Here is an 18253-nt window from a genome sequence, read left to right on the forward strand (position 1 = left end):
CTCAGTCCGCGCCGCGTACCGGGATCGTCGCGCCCGGCTTCGGGCGGACGATGCGCTGCACGAAGAGGATCGCGGCGGCGGCCAGGACGCCGGCGACGTCGGTGGCGAGGCTTCCCTCGATCATCATCAGCGCGGCCGCGACCAGCGCGGCGCGCAGGAACCAGACCGCCCGCGCGCCGAGGAACCAGCCCTGCACCCCGGCCGACAGCAGGAACACGCCGAAGACCGCCGTCGCCGCCGCGCGCGCGATCTCGAGCCAGTCGGCCTGCATCAGGAGCGCGGAATTGTAGAAGAACATGAAGGGCACCACGAAGGCGGCGATCCCGATCTTGAAAGAGACGACGGAGGTCTCCATCGGGTTCGCCCCCGAGACGCCCGCCGCCGCGTAACTCGCCAGCGCGACCGGCGGCGTGATCGCCGAGACCACGGCGAAGTAGAACACGAAGAAATGCGCGGTGAGCTGCGGGATGCCGAGCTCGACGAGGCCGGGCGCCACCACCGACGCGGCCACGGCGTAGGCCGCCGTCGTCGGCATCCCCATGCCGAGCAGGATCGCGATCAGCATCGCGAAGACCAGCGCCAGAAGCTGCGAGGCGGCGGCGAGGCCGAGGAGCAGGTTGGAGAACCGCGCGCCGACCCCGGTGAGCGAGATCACCCCCACGATGATGCCCGCACAGGCGCAGACCGCGATGATCTGGATCGACATGGTCCCGGCGAGATGGAAGGCCCGCGCGATCGCGCCGAGCCCCATGCGGTGGGGCGTCAGCCAGCTCACCACCGCTGCGGCGGCGGTCGCGAGCGTGCCCGCACGGATCACCGAGTAGCCCTGGAAGAGCGCGTAGATCAGGATCACGATGGGCACGAAGAGAAAGGCCTGCCGCGCCATCTGCGCGAGCTTCGGCAGCTCTTCGTCGCGCATCCCCCGCATGCCGAGCTTCGCCGCCTCGAAGTCCACCATGAAATAGACGGCGACGAAGTAGAGCAGCGCGGGGATGATCGCGGCGACGGCGATCTCGGTGTAGGGGATGCCGGTGATCTCAGCCATGATGAAGGCGCCCGCGCCCATGATCGGCGGCAGGATCTGGCCCCCTGTGCTGGCCGAGGCCTCGATCGCGCCGGCGGTGCGCTTGTCGTAACCCACCTTCTTCATCAGCGGGATGGTGAGCGAGCCGGTGGCGACCACGTTGCCGGCGGAGGTCCCGTTGATCATCCCCATCAGACCGGAGGCGAAGATCGCCACCTTCGCCGGCCCGCCCCGCGCCCGCCCGGCGAGCGCGAAGGCGAAATTCACGAAGTAGTCGCCCACCTTCGAGGCCTGCAGGAAGGCGGCGAAGATGATGAAGAGGATGATGTAGGTCGAGCTCACCGCCGTCGTCGGGCCGAGGATACCGGCGTCTGTGTAGACCTGGCTGAAGAACCGCTCCCAGCTGATCGCGGGGGCGTTGAGGAAGCCGGGCAGGAACTGCCCCGTGAAGACGTAAAGAAGGAAGACCGCCGAGATCACGACCAGCGCGAGCCCGGCCACCCGCCGCGTGAGCTCCATGATGAGGAGCGTCCCCGCCACGGCGGCGATCGATATGCCGATGGGCGCGAAGGGCGTGCCGGTCGAGTTGCGCATCAATGTGCCGTAGATCGTGACGAGATAGGTCGCCACGGCCGCGCCGCAGACCGCCAGCACGAGGTCGGCCGGATGGATGGCGTCGCGCGTGCGCCGCTGCGCCCAGGACACGAGGATCGCCCCCACGGTCGCCACCATGAGCGGCACGCCGAAGCGCCATATCTCGGCCGCGCGGATGCCCGCGTCCATGCCGTTCCACGAGGTGCCGCCGGCGATGGAGACGGCGAAGGACACCGCCGCGCCCAGCGCGAAGACCGCAGGCGCCATCAGCGCCCAGGCGAGCCACGAGAGCCAGCGCCGCTCGACCTCCGGCGCGAGGGTGAAGGACCGCCCGGCATAAAGCACGAAGCCGAGCGCCAGCGCGCCGGCGATGTGCACGATCCGGAAGTTCCAGGTCTCCATCGGGAAGCTCGGCAGGAACGGCAGATCCACCGCCCCCCCGGTCATCGCCGAGATCGACAGCCCGTTGAGCGCCGCCATGTGGAAGGCCGCGTAAAGCGCGGCCGCCGTGGTGACCAGCCACCAGTGCCAGCCCCGGTAGAGCCGGCGGTTGCCCTCGACGGGCTCCTTGTCCACGCCCTCGGCGACGACGGGGCCTTCGGGCCGATCCTGCTGAGGCTCGGTGCGATCGGTCATGCGCTCTCTCCCGCGACACCGGGACGCAATCGCCCCGGATCAGCGCGCAGTGCAAGGCCCGGGCCGCCGTGACGCTGCGGCCTCGGGGGTGGACGGGGCGGCAGCGCGCCCCGTCCGGTCACGTCTCACTCGCCGTGGACCATGTCCGCCGGGATCTCGGCGCCCGCGTTCTCGCGGAACCAGCGCGCCGCGCCCGGGTGCCACGGCAGGAGCTGGTTCTTGTCCCAGTTCCCGGGCACCGTGGAGGCCGCCGCGCGGTGGATGTTCATCATGCGCTCGTTGTCGGACATCACCACGTCGGTGACCGCGTGCACGAAGCTCTCGGGCAGGTCGCAGTTGGCGATGGAGAAGTTCCACATCGAGACCGAGCGCGCCGGCTCCTCAAGCGTCTGGTAGGTGTCGGCCGTGATCGCGAACTCCGAGACCGGGAAGGCCTCGAGGATCTGCGCGCGCTCCTCCTCGGTGAACTCGATGATGTTGATATCGGTCTGCACCTCGAGCTGGCTCACCGCCGGGACCGGCACGCCGGCGGCGAAGGCGATCACGTCGAGCAGCCCGTCCTGAAGCTGACCGCCGAGATCCGACCAGCCGCCGTTGCGCCGCTCGAAGTCGACGCCGAGCGTCTCCATCATCCGCGGGAAGTAGGTGTCCGAGGTCGAGCCCGCCGGGCCGAAGCCGATCCGGGCGCCGTCCGGGATGTCGGAGATGCTCTCGATCCCGGAGTCCGACAGCGCCGTGATCGAGAACGGCGTCTGATACATCGGGAACATTGCGCAGGCGTTCGTCATCTCGAGCCCCGGCGCGATCGGGTTGGTCCCCGCGAGCGATTCCGCCGCCGGCCCCATCGTCGTCATGCCGAAGGCTGCGTCGCCCGTGTGCACGAGCGCCATGTTCTGCATTGGCCCGCCGGTGACCTCGCCGCCGCCCGAAAGGCCCAGCTCCTCGGCGACAAGGTTCGCCCAGCCCGAGCCGTAGGCGAAATAGGTGCCGCCCTGGCTCGCCGTGCCGACGGTGAAGCTCTCGGGCCAGTCGGAGCGGTCGTAGTCCTGCGCCGCGAGCGGCGCCGCCGCGACCGCGAGCACCGTCGCGGCGCCGGTCAGTAGTGCCTTCGTCATGGTATCCTCCTCACTGGATCGCGCGCCCCGATCACGCCGGCATGCCGTCGTACCCCTCCGGGCGCCGTGCACCACGTTTTGCGGCAAGCGCCCGCGATGGCAAGCCCCGCGACCCCACGGCAGCCCCGCACGGCGATGTTTCGCAGGGATCGCGGGCCTGACCCGGCGACGAACACGCGTTCTCGATCAGAGGCCACCCCGCCAAGCGCTTACGCTCCAAAACCCGGCTCGATGGCGAGGGCTCTGTAGCGACAAGAAGGCCTGGCGGGTGCGACACGCGCGAACCGGGCGCGAGGCCATCACCCTGAGCAGCCACGACCGGCACCTGGTCGGCCTTCTCGATATGACATGACCGCGCCGGACGGGAGTGACCGGACGATCGAGCGACCTCCGCAGATCAGAACGCCATCGTCCAGTCGAGCCCGATGCTGACAGCATTGGTATCAGAGGTTATCTTCGCGCCCGTCACGTCGAGCCCGAGCTGCCCGTTGGCGAGGTCGCCCGAAACACCGAAGCCGAGCGTCGGAGCGAAAAACGTCTCGTCGGCCGCGCCGGACCGGTCGATTTTCGCATAGCCCGCGGCCGCCGTAACGTAAGGCATGAGCCCGGAGCCGCCGAGCGCGCTGCCGTATTCGAGGGTGAGACCGAGATCGGCGTCGATCCGGCGCGACTCCGCTTCGGGCACATCTCCGGTGGTGTTGGTATAGGCCGGGATGTGCTGGTCGTATCCTGCGACCCGAACGAAGGGCCGGACTGTTCCGGTCTGGGTGGTATGGCTTCCGGATAGCCGGATCGACCCCGACAAACGATCCCCGCGGACGCTGCCGCCGGCGGCCTCGACCTTCGGAAGGGCGAACGCGACATGACCATCGACGACCAAGTCCTGCTCCAGCCTGCGCGCTCCGTAAATCCCGATGGCGGGGCTTCGCACCGTCGTCTCGACGCCGTTCAGCTCGGCCCGCACGTCTCCGGTGGCCACCATGAGGCCGAGGAGAGAGGATGTCCCGAACATCCGGTCTGCACCGACGACGAGGTCGAGGGACCGGCCGTCGATATCGCCGCCGAAGGCCGTCAGGCCCCCGGATATCCACAGGTTATACTCCGGCCGATGCCCGCGGCTGGCGCGGTGGCCGCTTGTCGAGACGTATAGATCCCGCGTCGCCGCGATGTTCGACGGGGGCGAGATCAGCCGCTCGCGGCTGGCGCGCGATGCGCCGGCCGTCATCACATCGACCTGCGTGCTGGCGGCGAGTTCCGCGGCGCGACGTGCAGCGTCCCCGGCGGCGTTTCGATCCGCATCCGGCGCCGGAAGAAGGAGATGCAGCGTCGACTCTTTCTGGATGTTGTAATCCGACAGCGTCCGTCCGTCTTCGAGTTGCTTGCCCGCGAAGATCAGGGTCTGTCGGTCCGGCGGCAGGCCCTCCTTGTCCTGAATCTTCTGGTTCACGCCTTCGATGGTGTCGCTGGGTTCGACATCGAGCGTGATGGTCTTCCCGTCGAGCGCCCTCACGAAGATCTGCATCGCGTCGGCAGACGCGGGAAAGAGGACGAGGAGCGTGACGACAACGAGAATTCCATTCAGGACGCGGCGCGCGAAGGGGATCATGTCGAAAGACCCGCGGGACGCACCGGAGAAAGACATCCGCGCTTCCCCAAAAGGTCAAGCGACCGGTCCCGCATCTCCGGATCGAGGGACGACCGCGCGGGGCCGGGGCGCATCAGTGGCGTCCATGCTGCGGGCACTGGGGCTGCCTCCGCTCTACCGACGCATACGCGTCACTCTACGATTTTGACGCCCCGGTCGAACGACCGGACCTTGAACGATGTTCGCCGGCGGATGGCGTCCTGCGGGCACATAAGGCGCATACGGGGACGCCCGGATCAAGCTGAATGGTCTCCCTGTCGCGTCGGATCTCGAAAGAGTTGGCCGGGCGGGCGCGAGCGGACAGCGGCATGGCGGGGTCATCGCCCGCCATGCCGGGATGCGGTCAGTCGAAGGACCGCAGGTAGATCTTGTCCGGGTTGATCTCGTAGCCCCACGGCAGGCCGGAGTTCTTCCAGCCGTCGACGACCCGCCGCGGCCCGTTCGGGTTGTCGCTCGCGGTCGTGCCCTGGAACCCGTCGACGACGACGTAGACCTCTTCGAGGCCCAGCCCCTTGAGCGTGGCGGCCGACGGCGCGCCGCGGCTGCCGCCCGAGCGGCACATCAGGATCACCGGCGCGGACCGGTCGAGGCCCTGCGCCGCGAGCGCGGCGAGCACCTCGTCGGCGAAGTCGGGGTTCCGCTCCATCGCGAGAACGGGCTTGCTCTCGTGCATCCGCGACGGGTCGACCAGCAGGAACGGAATGTTCACGTCCACGACATCGGTGAACCCGGTGAACATGATCTCGACCGGCTCGCGGACGTCGACGAAGAGCACCTCGTCGGGCCGTGACGTCTCCATCTCGTAGGCTTCCTCGGCGGTCAGGTAGAGGCCCCAGGAGGTCTGCTTCGCCGGATCCTCGGGCTCCGGGGCGGCCGTGGCGGCGCCTGTCATGGCCAGGGCCGCGGCGGCGGCCAGGATATGAGTTCGCATGGTCTTTCCTTTCGGTTGTGCGGGCCGGAGGGGACGGCAGGCGCCCCTGCCCGGCCCTTGGGTGATCTTCATCCCAGCGCCGTCTGCCGGCGATCGGCGGGCGCCGTGCGGACCCACCGCAAGGCCGCGCGCCGGCCCAACCGCCGATACGCCAGCGCAGGCGTCGGCATATCGGCGAGCAGCGGGCCGAAGCGGGCGGCCGCGTCGCCGTCAGGCCGGTTGCAGACCGTCACGCTACGATCGCGCCGGCGGATCCCGGGCATGTCGCCGGGCCGGATCTGCGGGCTGGCGGCGAGCGTGACGATGAGCGTGCGGTCTTCCATGGGGCGGCAACTCTCTTTTCGCGTACGGGTTTCAGCGCCTCAGAGGATCGCCAGACGGATCGCGTAGGCGACGACCGCGAGCGTCGCGACGGAGGCGAGCCAGAGGCCCACGAACCACGCGACGCGCTTGAGCCTGTCGGTGCGCATCAGTGGTACCCCGCGTCCGGATCGACCTTCCCGCGGAACACCCAGTAGGCATAGGCGGTGTATCCGAGGATCATCGGCACGAGGATCACCGTGCCCACCAGCGCAAAGGCGAGGCTGCTGTCGGGCGCGACCGCGTGAAGGAGCAGCGTCTTGCGGGCCATCCTCCGTGCTCCCGCCATCGCTGCAGGCACGTTTCAGGGGCGGCCCTCGCGCCGCAATGACGGCCGTCAATGAGGGGCCGCACCGGTCGCGGCATCATCCATCGCGTCAGCTGAGGAGAGCGGCAGATGAATATCGAAGGCGCGATGCACCGTGGCGTGGACTGGGCGAGCGCGGATACGCCTGTCAGCGAGATCGCCCGCATGATGAAGACGGACGACATCGGGGCGGTGCCGGTCGGCAAGGACGACCGCCTCGTCGGGATGATCACCGACCGCGACATCGTCCTGCGGGTGGTGGCCGAGGGCCGCGACCCTCACAAGGTGACCGCCGGGGACGCGATGACGCCCGGCATCGTCTATTGCCGGACGCATCAGTCGGTCGAGGATGCGATCCACCTGATGGAGCAGAAGCAGATACGCCGCCTGCCGGTGCTCGACGCGCGCAAGCGCATGGTCGGCATGCTCAGCCTCGGCGACATCTCGCATGCCGTGAGCCGCAACCTCGCGGGCGAGGCGATCCACGCGGTGGCCGACCATCACGCCTGAGCCCCGTCGCGTGCGTGCCGCCCCGTGGCCCCGGCTGCGCGTCCGCGCGGCCGCGCCGGCCGGTCCACATCCGGCACCGAGCGTCAGCCGGAAGGCGCAGGAACGCCACGACCGACCCTTGCGCCCGGAAGTCTTCCCGAGGGAGCCACGGGGTCCCGGGGCGGGGGCTCCGCCGCGAGAGACCCGCAGCCGCGCTGGTCGGGCGCCCGAAGCTTCCGCGGCCGGGGGCGCGAGCGCATCGCGCGTCCACCATCCGGCGTCGCCGGCCGATGGAGCCGATGCGCTGACCGATATTTCCGTTCGGGCTCGACCCGTGGTCGCACCCGCGGCGACCGGGCTCAGACGAACAGATCGCGCAGGGGCTTCTGCATGGCGTGCGCGACCTCCCGGAATTCGCCGTGCGAGACCTTGCTGCGCAGGAGCGCCAGCACGGCCGATACCGCCCTGTCCGGGTCCTCCAGCGGCTCCTTGGCGAAGGCTGCCTGCACCCGGGCGATGAAGTCCGCCTTGTGCCGCGGATGGGCCGGGGTGCGCGAGGGCACCCAGCCCTCGAAATACATCCCCCGGATCAGCACGGGGAGCTGCGCGGCCAGATCCGCCGCCTCGTCCGCGCCGAGATAGTCGCGCACGGCGTGCAGCACCTCGCGCAGGAGCAGCCAGGCGCGGCCCTTCTCCTGCCAGCCGAGATCCTCGCACAGCGCGTTCAGCCATTCGGCCACGACCTGCGGCGCGTGGTCGACCGAGGAAATGCCCGTCGTCTTCATCGTCGCCTCCCTTCGCTGACAGGGAAGGGACGCCGAAGGCCGTCGATTCGCCATAACGGCCGTCAACATCGCCGTATCGGAGTTCGGTGCGCGCGGACCCCTCGGCACAGTCGAGCCCGAGCCGGTCGAGCCCGGCGAGCAGGCGTGCGGCCGAACGCGGCGTGCCGAGTACGTCGCGGGAGGTCCGCCCCGCGGGCGCCTGACGGGCGGTCCTGCGCAACTCGCCCCATTGCCACATCAGCGGGACGAGAAGGATCTGCGCGGTCTCGTCGCGATCCTCGACGACGAAGGCCGGCTCTGCGCCCGCCGGGTCCGGGGCGCTGTCCTCCACGATCGTGGCAGCCGTAGCCTCGCCGCCGCCGCCCGGCGGTTACGGGCGGCGGCGTGGGCGTCAGGCGGGCCGGCTCAGGCCAGCAGGCGTTCGATCCGCGCCGGGATCGCCTGCCGGGCGATGCTGCCCACCACAGGGTCGGCGAGCACGCTCGGCACGCTGGCGCTCGGGTCCTGGAAGCCGAGGTCGTTCGAGTTGATGCCCGCGGCGAGCGACAGGCCCTTCTCGAAGACGCGCGCGCCGATGCGGTAGGTCCGCGCGCCCAGTTCGCGGTGGCCGAAGCCGTGCTCGATCGCGACGGTGCCCGGCGCGACGCCGGCCCGGGCGAGCACCGCGCCCTCCACGGTGCCGCCGGGGGAGCTCAGCCGCACCCGGTCGCCCGTCTCGAGCCCGAGCGCGGCGGCGTCCTCGCGGTTGAGCCCGATCGCGTTCGTGCCGCGCAGCTTGCGCAGGTGTTTGAGCGCGGGCCCGGAGGAGGAGAAGAGCTGCGACTTCGTCGAGACGACGCGGAACGGCCACTCCTCGCGCGGGAACTCCGCGTCGAGCGCCGTGCCGTCGGCGAGGCGCGGGCCCTGCCACGTCGGGCAGCCGGTGAAGCGCGCGCCGGTCATCGAGTTGCGCGCGCTCGCCACGGTCTCGTTCCAGATCTGCAGCGTGCGCCCGTAGCGGTGGCGGAGCGCGCCGTCGGCATAGCCCGCCGCGTGCGCCTCGAAGCGACCGCCGCGGTTGAGCAGGTAGCCGACACGGCGCCATTCCTCGGGCTTGAGCGTCGCGCGCATGAGATCGGCGAAGCGATCCACCCCGGTCAGCGCCATCTCGGCGTCGTCGGCCTCGGGCACGGGATCGCCGTCGAAGGCCACGTTCGCCCCGGCGCGCAGCCAGAAATCCTCGGCGCGGTGGAGCGGATGCAGCTGCCCCTCGGCGTCCGGGATCGCGCCCTCGCCGAAGCCGGGCAGGCCCATGCGCTTGGCCACGTCGATGAAGAAGGTCTCCATGTCGATGTGGCGGCCGTCGGGCGTTGTCCCGGTCAGGCAATCGACCACCGGCCAGCGCGCCGTGGCGTCCTTGACGGTGACCGCGCCCCAGGGCTTCGTCCAGCCCCAGGCCTCGTAGAAGATGCGGTCGGGCACGATGTAGTCGGCGTAGGTCGAGGTCTCGTTGATGAAGGCGTCGATCGAGATCATCAGCGGCAGGTTGCGCGGATCGCGGATCTTCTCGTCGATGGTCTCGCGCAGGCCGGCGACGCCGTAGACAGGGTTGCTCGACCAGGTGACGAGCGCGCGCGCCTTGTAGGGGTAGCCCTCCAGAAGCGAGGCGAGCCAATGCGCCCCCATCGGCTGCGTGAAGGCGTGCCAGGGCGCGCGGGCCGGATAGGGGTTTTCGCCAGCGGCGACCTTGCGGCTGTATTCGCTGGTCCGCTCGTAGGCGAAGCCGCCCCGCCCGGCGTCGACGCCGCGCGGCTTGACCTTGCCGGGGAAGCTCTTGAGATCGTAGCGCGGCCCCTTCGCCACGGCCTTGAACGAACCGCCGCCGGCCGTCGTGCCGCCGATGGCGTTCAGGTTGCCGACCAGCGCGTTGAGCATCACCACGCCATAGGCCGTGTAGAAGCCCGCGGCGTGCATCGTGCCGCCGTGGCAGTCGGCCGCCGCGCGCTTGCCGTAGGAAGTGAACTCCCGCGCGAGCTCGGCGATGCGCTCGGCGGGGATGCCGCAATCCTCGGCGTAGGCGTCGAGCGTCTTGCGCTCCGCCTCACGGCGCAGGAGCGCGAGGGAGGTGGCGACCTCCACCGTGCGGCCGTCGGCGAGGGTCACGCTGTCCTCGTGGAAGAGGATCGCCGGATCGCTCTGCGCGCCCGTGGGCATCGGCGTGCCGGTCGCCGCGTCGAGGCAGACGGGCTCCCCCGCGAGCGCCTCGTCCGCGCCGGGGTCGAGTTGCCCCCAGCGCAGGAAGCGCCCGGCCTCCGGCGCGTCGGCGCTGTCGATGACGAGGTGGGTGGCGTTCGAGTGTGAGAGCTCGCCCCCCGCCTCGGCCGCCGCCCGCGAGGGACGCTCGAGGAAGGCGCGGTCGTAGCGCTCGGACTCGAGGATCCAGCGGATCATGCCCATCACCAGCGCGCCGTCGGTGCCGGGCCGGATCGGCTGCCAGCGGCCGCGGTCGCCCGAGGCCTGCGTGACCGAGTTGGTCAGCACCGGATCGACCACCACGTAGCGTGCGCCGTTTTCGCTCCGCGCCCGCGCCATCAGCGTGCCCTGCAGCTTGAAGGGGTTGCCCGCGTTGCCCGGCGCCGTGCCGACGAAGAGCATGTACTCCGCGTGCCGATAGTCCGGCTTCAGGTGCGGCTGTTTCTTGAGGTTGTCGAGAAGCGCGGCGTAGCCCGCGCGCATCGACAGCCCGCAATAGCTCCGGTGACCGACGAGGTTGCGCGTCCCGAAGGCCATCTTGGCGAAGCGGGCCGCCATCATCAGCCGGCCGTTCTTGAAGACCGGCATCACGACGAGCTGGTTGGCCTTCGGCCCGAACTCCGGGTTCTCCGGGTCGATCGGCGTCTCGAGGTCGCGGATCGCGCGCAGCCCGTCCACGTGCCCCTCGCCGAAGAGGTCGCCGCCCTCGACCACCTCCTCGATCAGTTGCTCCCACTCGATCTCGACCCAGTGCCCGTCACCGCGTCCGCCGGCGCGCTTCAGCGGTTTGAGCACCCGGCGCGGATCGCGGTATTTCGCGAGCGCCGCGTTGCCCCGCCCGCAGGCGGTGGAGCGCCCGGCGAGGCCGGTCTCGCCGTGGCCCGAGAGCCCGGCGTAGCTGTCCTCGACCGGCTTGTCGTAGGCGATGTGCGGATCGGCCGAGAGCGGGCTGTAGGGGTTGCCCGTCACCCGCAGGATGTCGCCGCTCCGATTGTCGATACGCACGCGCACGCCGCATTTCGTCGTGCAGCCCTCGCACATGGTGTAGGCGACCCGCTGGTCGGGATTGCGCGTCAGCGTGCCGGCGGCGTCGATGCTGTATTCGGGCGCATGCGCGCCGCCGGTGACGCCGCGGGCCGCCTCGGGCGAGGTGAAGCCGCCGATCACGTCCCGCGCGGTGCGGGCGAAGCCGTGCGACATGGCGCCGAGCGCGGCGAGGGTCGTGCCGCCGAGAAGAAGGGACCGTCTGTTGAGGATCATGTCGGTGTCTCCGGGATCAGGCCTTGCCGGCGCGCGGGCCCGCCTGGGGGCCGCGGCGCAGCGCCGGCGCGAGATAAAGGTCGAGGACCGCGACGAGGACCGCGGCGAGCGCGATCATCCCGGCGGTGCCGGTCACGCTCTGCAGCGTCGCGGGATCGGTGAGCGCGGGAGGCAGGTAGCTGGCCGTCTCGACGCGCGACTGCGCCTGCGCGCCGGTGAAGAGCGCCCAGCGGAAGGCGAGCGCGCCCCAGACCGCCGCCGCGCCGGCGAGCCGCGCCGAGACCGCGCCGCGCCCGAAGAGCGCGAGGAGCGCGGGCAGCGCCAGCCCGAGGCCCGCGACGTGGCCCAGCACGGCGACCGGCATCTCCGAGAGCGCGAGGCGCGCCATGTCCGGATCGGCCAGCAGCCAGAGCCCGAGCGCGACGAGCCCGGCGCCCGCGCTCCCGGCGAGCGCCATGCGCAGGAGCCGCGCCGCGGCGCGGTCCGCCGCGCCGGCGATCAGCACCGCCCCCACGCCCGAGGCGAGCGCGGTCAGCGTCAGCACCACCGGAAAGCCCGCATTGTGCCAGAGCGGGCGCGCCGCGACGATCGCGGTCTCGCCCGCGGTATAGGCCAGCACGCCGAGGCCCGAGGCGGCCATGCCGAGCCGCAGGAGCCGCGCCGGCCCCGCCCAGCGGCCGAGCGTGTCGGCCACCGTCGCCATGAGCGTCGTCGCCACGAAGGCCGGCAGCAGCCAGGCGCCCCACCACATCACCGAGCGCGGCGCGGCGCCGAGGTAGAAATTGAGAAAGCGCGCCGGCTGGTGCAGGTCGGCCAGAAGCGGCAGCGGCGCCGACAGCGCCAGCACCGCCGCGACCCGCAGCGCCGGCCGCGCGGCCGCAGGCCCGCGGAGGAGGCGCAGCGCCTCCTCCGCGAGCGCGGCGGCGACCGCGGCGCCGATCACGAGGAAATAGGCCACGGCCCAGGGCCGCCACGCGAAGGCCTGATCGACGGAGATGAGATCGATGCCGGTCATGGCTCAGGCCTCCTCGTGGTGCTTGGTGTCGGGGGCGGTATCGGGGGCGGGGCCCGCGGTCCGGCGCAGGGCGCGCGCGCCCTCCTCGATCTCGACCTCCGAGACGAGGCGATCGTCGAGCCCGATGTAATAGACCTGCGGGCGGGTGCCGGCCTCGGGCTTCAGGTGGCGCGTGTCGTGCTCGGCGAGCAGGCGGCTCACCGCGCTCTCGGGGTCGCGCAGGTCGCCGAAGACGCGCGCGCCGCCCACGCAGGTCTCGACGCAGGCCGGCAGAAGCCCCGCGTCGAGCCGGTGGACGCAGAAGGTGCACTTGTCCGCGGTGCCGCTCTCGTGGTCGAGATGGCGCGCCTCGTAGGGGCAGGCCTGCACACAGTAGCCGCAGCCCACGCAGGCGTCCTGATCGACCAGCACGATCCCGTCGTTGGTCTGGTAGGTGGCCTTCACCGGGCAGGCCGGGATGCAGGGCGGGTTTTCGCAGTGGTTGCACATCCGCGGCAGCATGGCGGGCACCGGGCCGAACTCGCTCTCGATCTCGTAGACCGGCACGTGGGTGCGGTAGCTGCCCTCGTGCACGGTGTTCTCCATCGCGCAGGCCACGGTACAGGCCTGACAGCCGATGCATTTGCGCAGGTCCATCACCATGGCCCAGCGCGGCGTGTGCCCGTCGGCGGGGCGGCGTAGCGACGGCGTGGGCGCCTCGGCCGGCGCCGCGTCGCTCTCGCGCGCCACCGCGCCGGTCAGAAAGTTTCGTCTGGTCGTCATCTCGGCCTCCTTCGGGCGCGGATGCGGCGCCCGGTCGGAGACGAGGATAGGGAGGCCCCGCGCAGCGCGGAATCAGGGCGACTCCCCTATGGATAGGGGAAAACCCCTACACCGGGGCGGCGGCGCTCCGGCGCGACGTCCCCCAGGCGAGGGAGCGCCCGCAGGGCATCGCGGATGCGCTTGCGTCGGACCTCACCCGGGGAAAGGGACCGCGTCGCCGGTTTCAGTGACGCGCGCGCAGACCCGCGAGGACGCCGGCCGCGCCCGCGCCGGTGCGCTGTCGGCACGCTTCAGGAGAAATCGCGAAAGGCCGTGCAGGGCGCGGCGTCCGTCGCCGTCTCGAGCAGGCGATGCACCTCGACGGCGCTGCCCACCTCGAGCTTGGCGAGCGCACGCTGGCGGTGGATCTCGACCGTCTTGGGGCTGATGTCGAGGGCGCGCGCGATCTCCTTGTTGCGCAGGCCCTCGGCCATCACGCGCATCACCTCGAGCTCGCGCGCCGTCAGCGTCTCGAGCCGCTCGGCCGCCGCGCGCGCCCGGCAGCAGGCCCGCGCCGTATCCCGCGTCTCGGCGACGGCGTCGTTCAGGAGATCCAGAAGATCCTGATCGTGGAAGGGCTTCTCGAGGAAGTTCACCGCGCCGAGCTGCATGGCGGTCACCGCGTCGCGCACGCTGGCGAAGGCGGTGATCACCACCACGGGCAGGAGCGACTGGCGCGCGCGCAGCTTCTCGATCAGGCCAAGGCCGCTCGTCCCCGGCATCCGCATGTCGGTGACGACGCAGCCGATGCACGGCAGCCGCGCCTCGGCGAGGAAGGCGTCGGCGCTCTCGTAGGCGAGGGTCTCGTGGCCCACGGATTCCACCAGCCAGACGAGCGAGTCGCGCATCGCCGCGTCGTCCTCCACGATGACGATGCGCGGCGCGGCGGTCGGGCCGAACGCAGGCGGCGCGGCGGCGTCGGCGAGGCCCGTCATTCGGCGGCGTCCATCGGCAGCTCCATGACCGCGACGGTACCAGCCCCGGCCCGCGGTTCAAGCCAGAGGCACCCGCCGTGATCCTCCGCGATGGCGAGCGCCGTCGAAAGGCCGAGACCGAGGCCCTTCTCCCCCTTCGTGGTGAAGAACGCCTCGGTCGCGCGGCGGCGCGTCTCGTCGTCGAGGCCGGGGCCCGAATCGGCCACCGACACGCGCCAGGTCTGCCCCTCGCCCGTGGCGCCGACCGTCACCACCCCGCCCGCGGGCGAGGCGTCGATCGCGTTCTGGATCAGCGCGACGAAGACCTGCCGCAGGCGCGGCGCGTCGCCCATGACGGGCATCGGGACGGCCGGGCGGCGCCAGTCGAGCGTCAGGCCGGCGGCGCGGGCCAGCCCCTGCGTCAGAAGCACCGCGTCGTCGGCCACGTCGCGCAGGTCGAGGTGCGCGCGCGCCGCCTCGCCCCGGCTCAGGAAGGCGCGCATGGAGCGGATGAACTCCGCCGCGCGGTTGGCCTGCTCCACGATGCGGGCGAGGACCTTGTCCGTCGTCTCGGCGTCGTCGGTCCCGGCGCGGCGGCGCTGGCGCAGCCCGCCCGCGAAGGAGGCGATCGCGGCGAGCGGCTGGTTCAGGTCGTGCGCGAGGCTCCCCGCGAGCGTCGCCATCGAGGAGACGCGGTTGGCATGCGCCATCTCGGCCTCCAGCGCGCGGCGCGCGGCGGCGGCCGCCTCCAGCTCGCGCGTGCGCCGCACGACGAGGTATTCCACCCGCACCACATGCAGGAGAAACGCACCCAGAAGGATCGCGGCCACCGCGACCCAGACCACGTTCTCCGAGAGCCAGGCCCGGATATCGCCGGGCAGGTCGCGCTCGAAGGGGTAAAGCTCCAGCGCGCGATAGACCTCCTCGACCGAGGCGTAGCTCACCGGCGCGAGCCAGCCCGCCGGGTCGAGCGGGTCGGAGACCGGGCGCGCGGGCTGCGACAGGAGCGCGGCGAGCACCCGCGTCGCGGTCTCCGTCGGCACATGCGGCAGCGTCAGCATCGCCCAGCCGGGATGAAGATCCGTCGAGCGCGCGCAGTCGTCCGCCCCGCCCCGCGCGCCCAGCACGCGGAACGCCGCCCCGTCCACCGCGCCCTCGGCGACCAGCGCCTCGAGCAGGCAGGCGCGCAGGACGCCGGCCTCGACCCGGCCGTCGCGGAGCGCGTCGAGCACGCTCTGCTGCGGAAACCCCAGCTCCACCGTCTCGACCCGGCGCACGGCGGCGCCGAGCTCCTCGGCGAGGCGCTTCCGCGCGAGGAGATGCCCGCCGAAGGCCGCCGCATCGACCACGCCGAGGCGCCGGTCCACCAGATCGGGCAGCGCGCGCACGGGCCCCTCGGCGCGCACGACGACCGCCGCGCCGATCACGTCCTGCGGCCCGGGACGCGCGGGATAGCGCGCCGTGGCGAGCCGGCTCGCCCCGTGGCGGCGCACCAGCTGGAAGGAATGGCCCGGGTTGGTGAAGATGAAATCCACCTCCGCCCGCCGCGCCGCCCCGTCGAGCTCGCGGAGGGTGAGGGGCACGACCTCCACCCCGCGCGCCGTGAGCGTGCCGCGCAGATGGCGCGCCGTCTCGCGGAAGTCCCCGCGCGCCACCTCGGCCCCGCGGTAGGACAGCACGCCGATCCTGAGCGGCGTATCCGCGAGGGCCTGCCCGCCGAAGAGCAGCGCGGCGAAAAATGTGACGATGACCCGCATCCGCCGCAGCCGATAGCGCCTTTTCCGCAGGAGGTCCAACCTGCACGCGCGCTGCGGCGGCGCCTGCTTTCCGCGCCCCCTCCCGAGCCGACACCCGCGTTTCCGTCGCAGGAAACGGGCGCTGTCGTGGCCCGCCGGTCTACGGCCCAGGTCGTAGACACGACGGGCCGGCGGGCGCGCCCGTCGTCGCGCCACCCCCGGGTGGCGCACGGCCGCTTTGGGGGCGCGATGGGCGCTTGGGTAAGCTATGGGCATCCGCTCGGTCGCAAGGGGTCAACCCGCGATGTCGCTCGACGCCCGTGTCCGGCGCGTAACGCGCGGTTCCGCGGTCGCCCGGCCGCCGCCGTGATGGCGCATGCGCTCACCGACATGGGCCGCGTCGCCGTGGTGAGAGCCTTCGGAGCAGGCGCGACCCGCCCATGGCGTCGCGCAGAAAGTGTGCCATCGAAGGCGCCCGGGCCTGCTGGTCCGCGAGCTAGGCCCGAATTCGGGTGACACGGCCCGATCAAGCGGCGCGGGTTTCGGTGTCGCGCGTGTCCACGCTTTGGGTGAACGTGACCCTTCGATGACTTGTGGTAACTGGTTCGCGCCGTTCAGGCGGCGCCACGTCTTCGTGGCGGACTGAACGAGCTTGAAAACCATGAGCTTCGCCGTCTTCTGCGACAGCGCGCTCTTGGTTCGGACCGTGCGATGCCTGACGGTAGCGAGTGAGGGCCGTGGCCGCCACGGGTTCACGGCCCGGCCCAGATGTCACGGAGAAGGTCCCCGGTCGAGATGCCGCACAGGTAGAGCACCGGCAGAGGCGCATCGAGCGCCGCGCCCAACGGGGGATGCCGGAACTGCAGCGGACCTTCTTCTCCGCCGACACGCCCTCAGCCCGGTCCCGCACCTTCGGGCAGCGCACCTCGAGCGCGCCGATCCCGGTCTGGATGCTGCGCTCGGGCCCGTATACCCATGCCGCACGACCCGCTGGCGGCCGTCCGGCAACGTCTCCTCGGCATGGCGCGCGACAAAGGCGTCGGCCTCCGCCCGCCGCGCCGCCGCCAGCATGCGCCGTGCGCCCCGTCGCGCGCGATCTCGGTCAGCGGGTCGTCCACCGATCCGGGCAGGTCGAAGCGGGGCGATCGTGGTCTCAAAGTCCATGGCGTATCGCTCCTTCGGGAGGTTCTGGCAGGCTTGACGACCCGCCACGATACGCCGCCTTCGCAGGCCCCATCGCCTATTTTCGAGCATAGCTCAGAGCTTCGAAGTGAACGTTCAGGACGCGCTGCGCAAAGGGCGCAACCGCCGCATCAACCGGGCCTGGCAGGGTCAGCGCTGAGCGGAGGCGCCGATGCTCAACCCGTATCTGCGGCAACGGCCGACCCCATCCCGCGCCACCTCGGCGCCGCTGCCCGAGCGCGAGCTATGGGCCGAGGTGCTGATCGCGGCGCTGCGCGACGTAGAGAAGGGCCGCGACACGGGCTGGATCGGCACCCGCGACGTCCGCCTCGTCTGCACCCTCGCGGGCCCCGATCCCGACGCGGTGGCCGAGCGGCTCGCACCGCCGAGCAAGGCCGCTTGAGCGGGGCGCTGCGCGTAGGAAAATCCGAAGGTCGCCGCCGGTGACGCCGGGCGCGTAAGCGCCGGGTATAAAGGTTACGTCGCGGCGGCCAGGATAACCTGTCTGTCTGGACCTCGAGGCGCGGCCGAGACCGGCGGCGTACCTTTGCTTTCGCGCTGCGCGGCACCGTCTTTCGGGATGGCGGGTAAGCTGGCCGCGCCGCTCGCGCGGCTATGCGCAAGTGCCAATTTTTCTACCTAAAGTGAATGGTGGGTGGCGGAGACGATGGGATTCGAACCCACGAGACCCTTTCGGGCCTACTCCCTTAGCAGGGGAGCGCCTTCGACCGCTCGGCCACGTCTCCGCTGATGCGTATAGCGTTGCGGGCGCAGGACAGACAAGTCTTTTCTCGCGGGCCCGGACGCTCCTCCACAAGATCGGCCAACCTGCTGATCTGGCGCGGAAAGATCATCACGGCCCGGCCCTCAAACGCGTGGGGGCCGCAGCCGTCGCGCGCTGCCGTTCGTCGTGAGGCGATCCGGCCCACGGACGCGCTGTCACGGAAGGCGCTTGTGCGTCTCGGGGCGACCTGTCGTCTGTCGTCGCCTCGCGGCCGAGCGACACGCAGGGGCAGCACGCGCACGGGTAGTGTCGCACCGGATGGTGTAAGAGGCCGCGCGCGGAGCCCTCGGCGTAGCGCAGCGCGCGGCCGGGCGTGACGCTGGCGGTCATCGTCGATCTTCAGGAAGGTTCGGGTTGCGCGACCTTGAACCGAACGGAGATGACGATGACCGACGACAGAATGGCGCTGATCGAGCTGGTTGAGTGTGAACCGGCATGGAAAA

General features: G+C 71.3%; 14 protein-coding genes, 1 tRNA gene and 2 pseudogenes. 2 read left to right on the forward strand and 15 right to left on the reverse strand.

Features of this window, described 5'->3' with window-relative positions; translation table 11 throughout:
- Nucleotide 1: 1 nt before the first annotated feature.
- From DRV84_RS10560 to DRV84_RS10590, 7 genes and pseudogenes are all read right to left on the reverse strand, one after another.
- Nucleotides 2-2254, reverse strand: a complete 2253-nt coding sequence (locus DRV84_RS10560; protein ID WP_115980269.1) for a TRAP transporter permease — start codon at nt 2252-2254, stop codon at nt 2-4.
- Nucleotides 2255-2379: 125 nt separating this feature from the next.
- Nucleotides 2380-3369 (reverse strand): TAXI family TRAP transporter solute-binding subunit, encoded by a 990-nt coding sequence (locus DRV84_RS10565; RefSeq protein ID WP_115980272.1) that lies wholly within the window; start codon nt 3367-3369, stop codon nt 2380-2382.
- 397 nt (nt 3370-3766) lie between these two features.
- Nucleotides 3767-4975: a ubiquitin-like protein gene (locus DRV84_RS10570; protein ID WP_147298851.1), complete on the reverse strand. Its 1209-nt coding sequence runs from the start codon at nt 4973-4975 to the stop codon at nt 3767-3769.
- Between the two features lie 382 nt (nt 4976-5357).
- Nucleotides 5358-5945, reverse strand: coding sequence for a rhodanese-like domain-containing protein (locus tag DRV84_RS10575; RefSeq protein WP_115980277.1), 588 nt, complete (start codon nt 5943-5945; stop codon nt 5358-5360).
- Between the two features lie 68 nt (nt 5946-6013).
- Nucleotides 6014-6268, reverse strand: a complete 255-nt coding sequence (locus DRV84_RS10580; protein ID WP_115980280.1) for a protein-tyrosine phosphatase family protein — start codon at nt 6266-6268, stop codon at nt 6014-6016.
- 39 nt (nt 6269-6307) lie between these two features.
- The gene (locus DRV84_RS10585) at nt 6308-6415 is read right to left on the reverse strand and encodes a DUF2474 family protein (protein WP_115980283.1); all 108 of its coding nucleotides are present in this window, start codon (nt 6413-6415) and stop codon (nt 6308-6310) included.
- Nucleotides 6415-6558: pseudogene (locus DRV84_RS10590) on the reverse strand (ubiquinol oxidase subunit II); the annotation flags it as partial. The pseudogene DRV84_RS10590 and the gene DRV84_RS10585, both read right to left, overlap by 1 nt.
- A 144-nt stretch (nt 6559-6702) precedes the next feature.
- On the opposite strand from DRV84_RS10590, the gene DRV84_RS10595 reads away from it, so the two are divergent.
- Nucleotides 6703-7122, forward strand: coding sequence for a CBS domain-containing protein (locus DRV84_RS10595; RefSeq protein ID WP_115980286.1), 420 nt, complete (start codon nt 6703-6705; stop codon nt 7120-7122).
- Between the two features lie 338 nt (nt 7123-7460).
- Here DRV84_RS10595 and DRV84_RS10600 read toward each other — a convergent pair whose 3' ends face one another.
- The 7 genes and pseudogenes from DRV84_RS10600 to DRV84_RS16255 form a co-directional block, all read right to left on the reverse strand.
- Nucleotides 7461-7886 carry a DUF2267 domain-containing protein gene (locus tag DRV84_RS10600; RefSeq protein ID WP_115980289.1) on the reverse strand — a complete coding sequence of 142 codons (426 nt, stop codon included), beginning with the start codon at nt 7884-7886 and terminating at the stop codon, nt 7461-7463.
- A gap of 405 nt (nt 7887-8291) precedes the next feature.
- On the reverse strand, nt 8292-11378 hold the full coding sequence (locus DRV84_RS10605) for a molybdopterin dinucleotide binding domain-containing protein (protein ID WP_115980292.1): 3087 nt from the start codon (nt 11376-11378) through the stop codon (nt 8292-8294).
- Between the two features lie 16 nt (nt 11379-11394).
- Complete coding sequence (gene nrfD, locus DRV84_RS10610) at nt 11395-12393, reverse strand: NrfD/PsrC family molybdoenzyme membrane anchor subunit (protein ID WP_115980295.1); 999 nt, start codon at nt 12391-12393, stop codon at nt 11395-11397.
- 3 nt (nt 12394-12396) lie between these two features.
- A complete protein-coding gene (gene dsrO, locus DRV84_RS10615) occupies nt 12397-13155 on the reverse strand; it encodes a sulfate reduction electron transfer complex DsrMKJOP subunit DsrO (protein WP_115980298.1) in 759 nt (252 codons plus the stop codon).
- 290 nt (nt 13156-13445) lie between these two features.
- Nucleotides 13446-14129, reverse strand: a complete 684-nt coding sequence (locus tag DRV84_RS10620; protein WP_115980301.1) for a response regulator transcription factor — start codon at nt 14127-14129, stop codon at nt 13446-13448.
- Complete coding sequence (locus DRV84_RS10625) at nt 14126-15865, reverse strand: sensor histidine kinase (protein ID WP_158547799.1); 1740 nt, start codon at nt 15863-15865, stop codon at nt 14126-14128. The genes DRV84_RS10620 and DRV84_RS10625 overlap by 4 nt, the downstream gene beginning before the upstream one ends.
- A 761-nt stretch (nt 15866-16626) precedes the next feature.
- A pseudogene (locus tag DRV84_RS16255) lies at nt 16627-17001 on the reverse strand (IS256 family transposase); the annotation flags it as partial.
- A 197-nt stretch (nt 17002-17198) separates the two neighbouring features.
- On the opposite strand from DRV84_RS16255, the gene DRV84_RS10630 reads away from it, so the two are divergent.
- Nucleotides 17199-17429, forward strand: coding sequence for a hypothetical protein (locus DRV84_RS10630; protein WP_115980307.1), 231 nt, complete (start codon nt 17199-17201; stop codon nt 17427-17429).
- Nucleotides 17430-17682: 253 nt separating this feature from the next.
- Here the strand turns inward: DRV84_RS10630 and DRV84_RS10635 are convergent.
- Nucleotides 17683-17772, reverse strand: a tRNA-Ser gene (locus DRV84_RS10635).
- Nucleotides 17773-18253: the final 481 nt, after the last annotated feature.

The sequence above is a fragment of the Rhodosalinus sediminis genome (assembly GCF_003385555.1).
Classification (GTDB): domain Bacteria; phylum Pseudomonadota; class Alphaproteobacteria; order Rhodobacterales; family Rhodobacteraceae; genus Rhodosalinus; species Rhodosalinus sediminis.

What these genes read in the sequence shown, in the direction of transcription:
- DRV84_RS10560 (WP_115980269.1), bottom strand. Translation starts at nt 2,254, where the DNA reads ATGACCGATCGCACCGAGCCTCAGCAGGATCGGCCCGAAGGCCCCGTC.
- DRV84_RS10565 (WP_115980272.1), bottom strand. Translation starts at nt 3,369, where the DNA reads ATGACGAAGGCACTACTGACCGGCGCCGCGACGGTGCTCGCGGTCGCG.
- DRV84_RS10570 (WP_147298851.1), bottom strand. Translation starts at nt 4,975, where the DNA reads ATGATCCCCTTCGCGCGCCGCGTCCTGAATGGAATTCTCGTTGTCGTC.
- DRV84_RS10575 (WP_115980277.1), bottom strand. Translation starts at nt 5,945, where the DNA reads ATGCGAACTCATATCCTGGCCGCCGCCGCGGCCCTGGCCATGACAGGC.
- DRV84_RS10580 (WP_115980280.1), bottom strand. Translation starts at nt 6,268, where the DNA reads ATGGAAGACCGCACGCTCATCGTCACGCTCGCCGCCAGCCCGCAGATC.
- DRV84_RS10585 (WP_115980283.1), bottom strand. Translation starts at nt 6,415, where the DNA reads ATGCGCACCGACAGGCTCAAGCGCGTCGCGTGGTTCGTGGGCCTCTGG.
- DRV84_RS10595 (WP_115980286.1), top strand. Translation starts at nt 6,703, where the DNA reads ATGAATATCGAAGGCGCGATGCACCGTGGCGTGGACTGGGCGAGCGCG.
- DRV84_RS10600 (WP_115980289.1), bottom strand. Translation starts at nt 7,886, where the DNA reads ATGAAGACGACGGGCATTTCCTCGGTCGACCACGCGCCGCAGGTCGTG.
- DRV84_RS10605 (WP_115980292.1), bottom strand. Translation starts at nt 11,378, where the DNA reads ATGATCCTCAACAGACGGTCCCTTCTTCTCGGCGGCACGACCCTCGCC.
- nrfD (WP_115980295.1), bottom strand. Translation starts at nt 12,393, where the DNA reads ATGACCGGCATCGATCTCATCTCCGTCGATCAGGCCTTCGCGTGGCGG.
- dsrO (WP_115980298.1), bottom strand. Translation starts at nt 13,155, where the DNA reads ATGACGACCAGACGAAACTTTCTGACCGGCGCGGTGGCGCGCGAGAGC.
- DRV84_RS10620 (WP_115980301.1), bottom strand. Translation starts at nt 14,129, where the DNA reads ATGACGGGCCTCGCCGACGCCGCCGCGCCGCCTGCGTTCGGCCCGACC.
- DRV84_RS10625 (WP_158547799.1), bottom strand. Translation starts at nt 15,865, where the DNA reads ATGCGGGTCATCGTCACATTTTTCGCCGCGCTGCTCTTCGGCGGGCAG.
- DRV84_RS10630 (WP_115980307.1), top strand. Translation starts at nt 17,199, where the DNA reads ATGCTCAACCCGTATCTGCGGCAACGGCCGACCCCATCCCGCGCCACC.